8 protein-coding genes and 1 pseudogene are annotated in these 9,813 nt (G+C 69.9%); 2 read left to right on the top strand and 7 right to left on the bottom strand.

Annotated features, from left to right (window positions below):
- The 5 genes from VF697_RS43535 to VF697_RS21495 form a co-directional block, all read right to left on the bottom strand.
- A partial coding sequence (locus VF697_RS43535) for a double-CXXCG motif protein (RefSeq protein WP_414641327.1) occupies positions 1-423 on the bottom strand: 423 nt, incomplete at its 3' end.
- 5 nt (positions 424-428) lie between these two features.
- Positions 429-1,121, bottom strand: a complete 693-nt coding sequence (locus VF697_RS21510) for a TIGR02269 family lipoprotein (protein ID WP_331097863.1) — start codon at positions 1,119-1,121, stop codon at positions 429-431.
- Positions 1,121-3,460, bottom strand: coding sequence for a FecR domain-containing protein (locus VF697_RS21505; RefSeq protein ID WP_331097861.1), 2,340 nt, complete (start codon positions 3,458-3,460; stop codon positions 1,121-1,123). The genes VF697_RS21510 and VF697_RS21505 overlap by 1 nt, the downstream gene beginning before the upstream one ends.
- The gene (locus tag VF697_RS21500; protein ID WP_331097860.1) at positions 3,438-4,739 is read right to left on the bottom strand and encodes a serine/threonine-protein kinase; all 1,302 of its coding nucleotides are present in this window, start codon (positions 4,737-4,739) and stop codon (positions 3,438-3,440) included. The genes VF697_RS21505 and VF697_RS21500 overlap by 23 nt, the downstream gene beginning before the upstream one ends.
- On the bottom strand, positions 4,736-6,592 hold the full coding sequence (locus tag VF697_RS21495; RefSeq protein ID WP_331097858.1) for an adenylate/guanylate cyclase domain-containing protein: 1,857 nt from the start codon (positions 6,590-6,592) through the stop codon (positions 4,736-4,738). The genes VF697_RS21500 and VF697_RS21495 overlap by 4 nt, the downstream gene beginning before the upstream one ends.
- A 233-nt stretch (positions 6,593-6,825) precedes the next feature.
- Between VF697_RS21495 and VF697_RS21490 the strand changes: the two genes are divergently transcribed.
- Positions 6,826-7,536: an expansin EXLX1 family cellulose-binding protein gene (locus VF697_RS21490; RefSeq protein ID WP_331097856.1), complete on the top strand. Its 711-nt coding sequence runs from the start codon at positions 6,826-6,828 to the stop codon at positions 7,534-7,536.
- A gap of 58 nt (positions 7,537-7,594) precedes the next feature.
- Here VF697_RS21490 and VF697_RS21485 read toward each other — a convergent pair whose 3' ends face one another.
- Entirely contained in the window at positions 7,595-8,686 is a 1,092-nt protein-coding gene (locus VF697_RS21485) for a hypothetical protein (protein WP_331097854.1), read from the bottom strand.
- A 126-nt stretch (positions 8,687-8,812) separates the two neighbouring features.
- On the opposite strand from VF697_RS21485, the gene VF697_RS21480 reads away from it, so the two are divergent.
- Positions 8,813-9,610 carry an RDD family protein gene (locus VF697_RS21480; protein WP_331097852.1) on the top strand — a complete coding sequence of 266 codons (798 nt, stop codon included), beginning with the start codon at positions 8,813-8,815 and terminating at the stop codon, positions 9,608-9,610.
- Here VF697_RS21480 and VF697_RS21475 read toward each other — a convergent pair.
- Positions 9,607-9,813, bottom strand: a pseudogene (locus tag VF697_RS21475) (hypothetical protein); the annotation flags it as partial. The gene VF697_RS21480 and the pseudogene VF697_RS21475 overlap by 4 nt on opposite strands.

Here is a 9,813-nt window from a genome sequence, read left to right as displayed (position 1 = left end):
TGTCGGGTACCCCGTCAACCCACGGACCCCCACCACCTGTAGCCGCTCCAGCACCTCGCGGTGTACCAGCAACGTCCACGAATTCTGGAAGGAGAGCGGTCCGAAGGTCCCCATGGCTGTGCCCGTCAGCGGGCCGAACCGCGTACCAGGGAGCAGCGGAGTCCCTTGAGGCAGCAGGGGCCGTACCTGTTCGCACAAGCGCGCGAACTCCACCAACGGCCTGGGCGATGAATCCTCGAACTCCGCAGGACTCGTAAGCCCGGACAGGTCAACGGACGGGTAGCTATCCGCCCCACCACCCCAGGTTGCACCGCATGTGGAGCAATGCACGCCGGGAAGCCCCCAACGATGCACGGCGTTGACGTATCCCGTGTAGCGCGACGCGGACGCGTCATCCCTGCGAAGCCAGTAGTACCGTGCCATCACCCTCACCTCCCACGGTAGTAGGGCACGACGGATCCTACCAACTCGAACCGATAGAGCAGCTCACCCGCGTGTCGATAGATCTGCTCCGGCCGGGCATTGAAGTTTGCCTCCCGGAAGCTCCGCCACGCCTCGTTCCATCTCCCACCACTGGGCCCTCCGCTGTGAATTCGGAGGTGCACATACTCGGGAATGACGAGGGTGAATTGATGGATGTCCTTCACTCCACGAGCAATGAACCACTCCTGGAGATCTCGTGCCTGCGGGAAGATGTGGTGCCGGACATAGCGGCCCGGAGGAAGGACAAGCTGCGGGGGTTTGGGATCGAAGTGGCGATTGAAACGGAAAGTAAGGACAGGCGCCGTGTCTCTCGGCCATCTCAGCCCGCCCCTCCACCAGCGGCGGGGAGACGCAGCAGACGAGGCCGCGGGAATGCCCCCGCCCCCTCGGGAGGCCAGTAGCACCTCGCGGGGAACTACCTCCCGGCAGCGGAAGAAGCCGCACTCGCCGTTCTCTTCCCGGCACAACAGGACGAGTGCCTGCTCATCCTCGCAGCCCTCTTCCCACGAGGACACCACCTCGGGTGCCGATTGCTCGGCGTGCATCGATGGATCCGTAGTGGCGCATGCCGTCAGCAGCGCAACCAGCAACACCCAACCGAGCTTCAATCCATGTCTCATTGCGATGTAGCTCTTCACTATTGGGCTTGTAGGGGGCGCAGGCCCGACCAGCCCAGTGTCAGCACCCCACCCCAGCCGCCCCAGATGCGCGCCCCGTCCGGACCGAAGCCTCGGCGCACCGAGGTCCCCAGCTCGAAGCCGCCGAGCCGCAGGCGGGCCCCCACTCCGGCCGCGAAGGCGGAGGGGCCGTGCTCCCGAGGCGTGGCGTCCACCAGCGCATCGAGCTCCGCCCCGAGCGCCAGCCGGGGTACGGGCAGGAACCACGCCTGATACGTGCTGTCCCAGGTGGCCCGGGCCTCACCCGGACGGAGGGCGTACCCCTGGCTGGTGGAGAAGGCCCAGCGATTCTCGCGCAGGCCCGCGAGCACCGCCGGGCGCAGCCGCAGCCCCTGCGCCTCCTGCGCGGAGCCGGAGCCCGTCAGCGTGGCATCGAAGGACAGCAGCGCGCGGAAGGAGGGATGCTCCGTCAGCCGCACCCGTCCCGACATCGAGGCGGACAGCGACGTCGCGGGCCGCTCGGGGCGCAGCGCCAACGCCGCGCCCAGGGCCACCCGCTCGGACACACGGCCCTCCACGCCGAGCGTGGTGCGCCCGCGAGCGAGGTCCACGCCCGCCGAGCCCAGCTCCGGTTGAGCGCGCAGCTCGAAGAGCCAGGCCTGCGGCAGGAAGGCCGTGGGCAACGGGGCCGACTCCACCAGACCGCCCGTGGGAACGCCCAGCATCGGCAGCAGCGCCGCTTCCTCCGGAGCGGACTTCACGGGGAGCTCGGGCTCCACGATCGCCACCTGGCTCGGAGCCAGTTGCTCCGCGGGAGCCTGGGCGCTGACCTGTTGGAGGGAGGTGTCACCCCAGAGAGCCTCCACCACGGCCACGCGCTCGCCGCCGCGCATCCCCGGCACGGCCCGCGTCACCAACGAGCCGTCCGACTGGCGCCGCGGCGTCTCCTCCACCTGGGTGCCATGCAAGCCGCGCAGCTTCAACTGGGACAGAGGGCCCTCCAGCGGCTGGCCGCGCACATCGAGCACCTGCACCTTCACCCGGAACGCCCCTGCCAGCGGCTCGAGGTCCACCTCCACACGGGGCGGCACCACCGTGAGCGTCAGCGTCTCCGGGCGCGCGTCGGGCACCCCGCGCGGCAGCAACTCCAGTGTGTGCGTACCCAAGGTCTCCACCTTCACCGGGTGCGTCGTGGGAACTCCGTCGAGGCGGAAGTCCAGGGACTCGGCGCCCTCCACCACGAAGTCCAGCCGGGACGCCCCCTGGAGCCCCTGGGGCCCCACCACACCGCGCTCCGTCTTCACGCGCAGCACTTCCATCTGCCGCACGGTGGACACCTTGCCCACCAGACCCGCCGCGTCCACGGCGCGCACCCGCGCGTAGTACCGCCCAGCAGCCAGCGCACGGGCCACGGACTTCAGGGACTCCGGTGTCGCCCGCACCGTCTCTCCATGGACCCGGTCATTGAAGCGCTCGTCCCGCGCCAGCTCCACCCGGTACGATGCCGCGTTCTTCACGGGTGCCCACGCCAGCTCCTCGTCCACGCCCTTGTCGTCCAGCAGCAGCCGCACCGAGCGCGTGCCGCCCGCCCACTGGGGCGCCTCGGGCAGTGGGCGCGGCTTCTCGGGCAGCTTGCCCTTCTCCACCCGCGTCCCGTGGTCCTTCGGTACCTGGACGCTCTGGCCCTGCGCCGTCACCTCGGCCTGACCGTCGAAGACGGAGACGCGGCTCATCTGCTGCGCGTCCACGCCCACGTGGAGCTCCTTCGAGCGCGCGGCCACCGTGGCCGCCGGCATCTGCACGCCCAGGGGCTCACCCCGAAGCTGCGCGAGCGAGACGTTCAGCTCGCCCTGCAACAGCTCCACCGCGCCGGACTTCTTCACCTTGTCCGTCGCCTTGGCGACCTGCCCGTAGATGACGACGAGCGCGTTCTCATTCATCTGCAGCCGCGTCTCGTCGCGGAAGGTCACCTCGGCGCCGGCCTCGCGCAGCGTGTTGACGGAGTCCAACCGCCACAGGCCCTGGCCGGGGTTCGCCTGACGCCAGTCCACCTTCCCCGCCGGCCTGGCGTTGACCTCGGGCCGGATGAAGGTGAGGCGCGCGTCCGGGTCGCTCTTGATGCGCAGCACCGTGCCCGGCTTGAGCTGGTGCGGCGGCGCCCCCATCTTGTTGAACGCGTGCAGCTTCGCGGAGCCGACCGTCGTGTCGCCGAACACCTTGCGCGCCACGCTGCCGCACGTGTCTCCGGGCTGCACCACGTACACGTCATCCGCGGCCGCCTGGGCCCACGAGACGGTCGGAAGGCACAACACCAGGGCGAGCACGGCGGCGAAACCGCTAACGCTTGAGCTTCTGAGCACGCGACACCTTTCGAATCAGATCGATGGGATCCACCGGCAGGGGGACGAAGTCGAACAGCCCTCCCTCGAGGGCGCCCGTGACCAGCTCCCAGTCATCCGAGGGACCGCACAGCAAGACCGGTGGAGTCCCCGGGCGCGCGGCCAGGGCCCTTGCCTGAACGAGCGACTCCTGCCCGCCCGCGACGACGAGCAGGGCGCCGAAGCCCCCCAGCGGCTCCCCCGCCGAGGCCACCCGCGCCTGGAATCCACACGCGGAGAGCGACATCACCAGCGAGTTCTCCGTGGGACTTCCGCCCGAGGCCAACACACCCACGGGCAGCCCCCCTGCCACGGGCCGAGGCACGGGCACCTCGAGTTGCGCGGGCCCGAGCCCGAACCCCCGCTCCGTCTTCTTGCCCTCTCCGCGCTTCTTCGGGGCGGGCGCGCCCATCGGCTCGTCGAGCACGGCCAGCAACTCCTGGCGCAGCGTCGTCGCATCGGGCGGGCGCCGCTCGGGCAGCTTCTCCAGCGCCTTCATCACCACGGCCTCCAGGTGCTCGGGGAGCGAGAGGTCCGGCCGCGCCTCGCGCAGCGGTGGCACCGGCTTGTAGAGGTGCGAGGCGGACACCTCCGCCGAGGCCATCACCGGGAAGGGAGGCACTCCAGTGAGCAGCTCGTAGAGCACACACCCCAGCGAGTACAGGTCGCTGCGCCCGTCCAGCGGCAGCCCGCGCATCTGCTCGGGGGACATGAAGCCCGGCGTCCCCATGGCCATGCCCTCCTGGGTGAGGCGCGCCTGCTCCCCCCCGCCGATCGTGGCGAGGCCGAAGTCGAGCACCTTCACGCGCTCGCCGCGCGCGTGCGCCTCCAGGAAGAGGTTCGCGGGCTTGAGGTCGCGGTGGATGATGCCGAGCACGTGCGCGGCCTCCAGCACCTCCAGCACCTGCACGGCCAGCCCCACCGCGTGAGGCACCGGCAAGGCGCCCTCGCGTGCCAGCAGGGACTCCACGGTCTCGCCAGACACCAGCTCCATGGCGAGGAAGAGGAAGTCGGCGTCGAGCCCGTAGTCGTACACCTCCACGGAGCCCGGGTGGCGCAGCCGGGCGAGCACCTGGGCCTCTCGCTGAAAGCGCTCGGAGAAGCCGGGGGCGCTGGCGATGTGCGGGTGCATCACCTTGAGGGCGACGTGGCGGCCCAGGCCGAGCTGCTCCGCCACGTAGACCGCGCCCATGCCCCCCTGGCCGAGCGGGCGCAGGATGCGGAAGCGCTCGCCGAGGACCTGCCCCACCTGAAGCGTCAAACCGGCACCTCGTAGATGCGCGTGGCGGCGGTGCGGCCGTGCAGCTGGCGCTCGCCGGCGGGCACCAGGTCCAGGCCGCTCTCACCGATGCGCTCGCGCGTGGCCTCGCTGACGAGGATCTGCCCCGGCTGGGCCATGGACTCGAGCCGCGCGGCCACGTTCACCGTGTCACCGATGACGGTGTACTCCATGCGCTTCTCGCTGCCGACGTTGCCCGCCACCGCGGGGCCGGTGTGGACGCCGATGGCCAGTTGGATCTCGATGCCCCAGCGCTCGCGCCAGCGGCGGTTGCCCACTTCGAGCCAGCGGCGCAGATCCTCGGCCGCCTGCACGGCGCGCAGTGCGTCGTCCGGGTGCGACTGGGGCGAGCCCCATACCGCCATGATGCAGTCGCCGATGAACTTGTCGATGATGCCCCCGCGCCGCTGGATGATCTCCGTGGCGAAGGTGAACAGCTCGTTGAGCAGCGCGACGATGATCTCCGGGGGCTGGGACTCGGACAGCCTGGTGAAGCCCACCACGTCCGCGAAGAAGAGGGTGACCTCTCGGCGCTCGCCCCCGAGCCGCAGCTTGTCGGGGTTGGACACGACCAGATCCACCACGTCCGAAGACAGATAGCGGCTGAGGGCCGCGCGCACCTGTGTCTGGGCGACGAGCTCGCGCTCCTTGGCATCCAGCGTCACGGCCATGCTGTCGAAGGCGCGGCCCAGCGTCCCCAGCTCGTCCCCGCGCCGGGAGACGCGCGCGTCCACGCCCCGGAAGGTGCGCTCGGAGAGGGCCCGCGTGGCCGCCACCAGGGAGCGGATGGGCCGGGTGAGATGCCGGGCGAGGAACAGTCCATCCAGGAGCGCGACCAGCGCGGCCACCAGGAGCGCGGTGAGGATGGACTTGCGCATCTCCGACAGCGACGCGTACGCCTCGGCCTGGGGCTGCTGCACCGCCACGGCCCAGCCCCGCTCGGAGAGGGCCTCCAGCGAGCCGAGCATCTCCCGGGGGCCATCATGGAAGTCCGAGGTGGCGACCATGTCCGTGTTGAAGGACGAGTCCCCGCTCAGCGCCGTGAAGAGGCCGTACTTCGAGAAGTCCTCCCGAGCCGCCACCCGAGCGGGGTCCGCGTGCAGCACGAGCCGCCGCTCCCGATCCACGACGAACACGCCCTCGCGCGAGCCGAGGAACTTCTCGCCCAGCTCGCCCATGAGCGCGCACAGCTCGCCGAGCTTCACCTGGGTGCCGAGGATGCCGCGCACGGCGCCGTCCACGGCGGTGATGGGGAAGAAGACCTCGAGCACCGGGCCGCCCTGCGCGCCGACGCGCACGCCCCGGGTCACCAGGTGCCCCCCGTTGGCGAGCTCCTGGAGCAGCGCGGGCTCCAGGCGGGCGGGCACGTCCGGGTCCACCACCTCGTGCGCCTTGAGGGTCGTCACGCTCTGACCGCTCGGTGCGTACAGCGTGACGAAGTCGATGGTGGACAGGGCCCCCAGCCGCGTCCCGACGAGACCGATGCGCGTGGCGTCATCCCCCAGCCCGGGCGCGAAGAGGATCATCCCGATGCCATCGAGCTCGCGCTCGACGCGCAGCAGCTCACCGCGCACGGACCGCTGCACGTCTCCGACGATGGAGCGGTGCAGGTGGCGCACGACCTCCTGGAGGGCGTCCGCGTTGGTGTCCATCATCTTCCACCCGAGTCCCACCAGCGGCGGCAGGGCACAGGCCAGGATGATGAGGAACAGGCGGGTGAAGAGCGAGATGCCTTTCGGAGCCGCCGCGCCTTGCACCTCGGGAGGAGGAGTGGGCACCTCCGTGCCGCGCTCCGCGCTGCGAGTCTCCACTACGGGGACAGGGTTCGCTGCCATCGTGTGTAAGGGGGTTCCGCGGGGCTCGAGGAGACGTCGGACGAAGGCGCTTGATTTATCACTCTCCGTAGGTGCGGAGCGAACCTTCGACCCCCACGGGCCCTCGCCCGGTCCCTCTCCGAGGAGACACCCCGAGAGCGAGCGGCCGGGCCACCTCCTGGCCCCTCCACTTCGGGGGCACACCCGCCGGACGCGGTACACTCCACGCCCCCTTCCCCCTGGAGGCTCTCCGAATGCGCGTCGACAAAACTTCCCCTGCCCGCTGGTTGGCGGTGGCGCTGCTGCCCCTGCTGGCCGCCTGTGGCCCCACGGACCCCGGCGACGCCCTGCGCGTCCTCGGCGACTACCAGGATGGCCTCATCACCTATTATTGGGAGGGGAACGGCACGGGGAATTGCCTCTACGACGCCAGCCCGCAGGACCTGGACATCGCGGCGATCTGGATCGGTCAGTTCCAGGAGAGCGCGATCTGCGGCGCGTGCGCGGAGGTCGAAGGGCCGAACAGCACCTTGCGCGTGCGCATCGTGGACTCCTGCCCCGACTGCACCACGCCCGGCCACCTGGACCTCAGCCCGCAGGCGTTCGAGAAGCTCGCCCCCCTCGCGGAGGGCCGCGTGAAGGTGCGCTGGCGCATGGTGAGCTGCGACGTCCAGGGCCCGCTGCGCTACCGCTTCAAGGAGGGCAGCAGCCAGTACTGGACCGGCATCCAAGTGTTCAACCACCGCATCCCCGTGACGAAGCTCGAGTACTGGAAGAACAACGCCTGGGTGGCGGTGAAGCGCGAGAGCTACAACTACTTCGTCGAGCCCAAGGGCATGGGCGAAGGCCAGATCAAGGTGCGGGTGACGGCCATGGACGGGCAGACGCTGGAGGACACCCTGCCCGGGGCGGTAGGCGACAACAGCAAGATCTTCAATGGGGCCGCCCAGTTCAGGGCCAACTGAGCGGGAGCGGTAAGAAGCGGGCTCGGCGTGACTCCGAGCCCGCTTCAAAGCGTTCCGACTACAGGCGCTGGAGGGCGAAGTTCGAGCGGACCTTCATGCCGCCCATGCCACCCATGGACTGGTCGATGGTCTGGGTGCCCTCGATGCGGATGAGCCGGCCGGCGGCCACGTCGAAGCCACCGGTGACATCGACATCCACCTGCATGCCCATGTTCGAGCCGCCGCCCATGTTCATGCCACCGCCCATGTTCATGCCGCCCATGGCCTGACCCGGGCCCTGGTCACCGGACTCCGTGTCGGCGCCACCCATCGTCTCGCCCTGGGCCTCGGCGGGAGCCTCGGCCTTCTGGGCCACGACGGTGCGGAGCTGCGCGACATTGTCCTCCAGGGCGGCGAGGGTCGTCCTCATGGTGCCCATGGGGTTGGCCACCTCGTAGTTGCCACCTGGGGCGAGGTCGCCCTCGGGGAGCACCATCATCTCGAAGATCTCCTTCGGGAGGACGTCGACGGCGGGGTCCTCCTCCTTCACCTGCACCTCCTTGAGCGCCGGAGGGACCTTCTTCGCGTCCATGGCGAGGGAGACGGAGCCGGTCTTCGGGTCCACCGCGGCCACCACGCTCACCTGCGTGTCACCCGCGGTCATCGTGGCGCTGGAGCCCGTGGGGCCCGCCTTCACGTCGTGCACGCCCACCACGGTGCGGCCTTCCTGCAGGTAGACGGTCACCATCCGGAAGAACTTCGCATGGCCCTTGCGGTCCACCTCGGCCTTCACCTTCTTGGCGGCGGCGGGAATCTTATCGAGGGCGGTGACGCGCTTGTCGCCGCTGATCAGGGCCATCTTCTCCAGGGTCAGCTCCACCTCGGCGGTGCCGTCCGGCCGCACCGCGAGCACCTTCTGGCTGAAGGTGGACTGAACCTTCATGCGCATGTTCATGCCGGCGGCGCCCATGTCCATGCCGGGCATCTGCATCTGCATGCCGCCCATGTTGGCGCCCATGCCGGGCGACTTCATCTCGACGGTGGTGTCATCCTCGTACTGGAAGCGGTGAACGTCGCCCTTCTTCCACTTGTAGTTCAGCTCCACGGCGGAAGCGGAGCCGGAGGCGAGCAGGGCCAGGACGGCGGCGAGACGACGAGAACCATGACGCATGAGGAATCCCCCTCCCTGGGGATGACGGCGAGCCAGGTGCCCGCCGCCGCATTTGGGACTGCAAGGTATGGCGCTCCGGACGACGCGTCGCCGGAAATATTCCGCGCGCTGGCCTAGACTGGGACCGTGACGGACGCGACCGACACCCTCCTCGACGGCACCCACACCGTGCTCACCCCCGAGTACGTGGAGTTCCGCTTCACGCTCGCGGGCCTCTACTCGCGCTTCCTCGCGTTGCTGCTGGACACATTCGTCGTCCTCACCCTCACGAGGACGGTGCTCCAAGTGGTCCAGTTCGTGATGCTCGTCTTCCCCGGCTACGGCAGCGCGCTGGCCATCGTCGTCTACTTCCTGGTGGACTGGGGCTACGGCATCACCCTGGAGACGGCCTGGAGCGGGCAGACGGTGGGCAAGCGGGTGATGGGCCTGCGCGTCATCCAGCAGAGCGGCGTGCGCATCGGCTTCTACCACGCGGCGCTGCGCAACCTGGCGCGGCCGGTGGACAAGCTGCCCCTGCTCTACATGGTGGGCGGGGTGACGGCGTTGCTGTCCGGCTCACACCAGCGGTTGGGGGACATGCTCGCCGGCACCATCGTGGTGCGCGAGCGCCGCCTCAAGGCGCCCTCGGCCCTCGGCGCCGCGGCCGGCGAGGGGCTGCTGGCGGATCCACTCTTCGTCTCGCGGGTGAAGCGGTTGAGCGCCGAGGCCCGGGAACTGGTGCTCACCGCGGCGCTGCGGCGCGAGGAGCTGCGGATGGAGGCCCGCCTGCGCCTCTTCTCCGCACTGGGCACGAGGCTGCAGGAGCTGCTGGACATGGAGAAGCCGGCCCACCTCTCGGACGAGAAGTGGACCCTGCTGGTGGCCGCGGCCCTGCTGCCCTCCCCCGACGCGAGGGCCGGCGGCCGGGCGCGCGCGGTGGCCTAGAAGTAGACGGCCGTGCCCGCCGAGAGGATGAGCGAGGTCTGCACCGCCTCCTCCAGCGACAGGTAGGCGTTGTACTGCGCCCGCGCCCCGATGCTGATGGAGTCCGACACGAAGAAGTCGACGCCCGCGTTGGGCCCCACGCCCACGAAGTTCGAGTCCCCCTGCGGCTTGAAGATGTGCAGGTAGCTCAGGTCCGCGCCCAC

Origin of the sequence: Archangium sp., assembly GCF_036388035.1 — a bacterium.
Classification (GTDB): Bacteria; Myxococcota; Myxococcia; order Myxococcales; family Myxococcaceae; genus Archangium.
This window is presented reverse-complemented; position numbering and strand designations above follow the sequence as displayed.

Coding starts and splice junctions, on each gene's coding strand:
- VF697_RS21485 (WP_331097854.1), bottom strand. CDS start 8,686: ATGCGTCATGGTTCTCGTCGTCTCGCCGCCGTCCTGGCCCTGCTCGCC.
- VF697_RS21490 (WP_331097856.1), top strand. CDS start 6,826: ATGCGCGTCGACAAAACTTCCCCTGCCCGCTGGTTGGCGGTGGCGCTG.
- VF697_RS21495 (WP_331097858.1), bottom strand. CDS start 6,592: ATGGCAGCGAACCCTGTCCCCGTAGTGGAGACTCGCAGCGCGGAGCGC.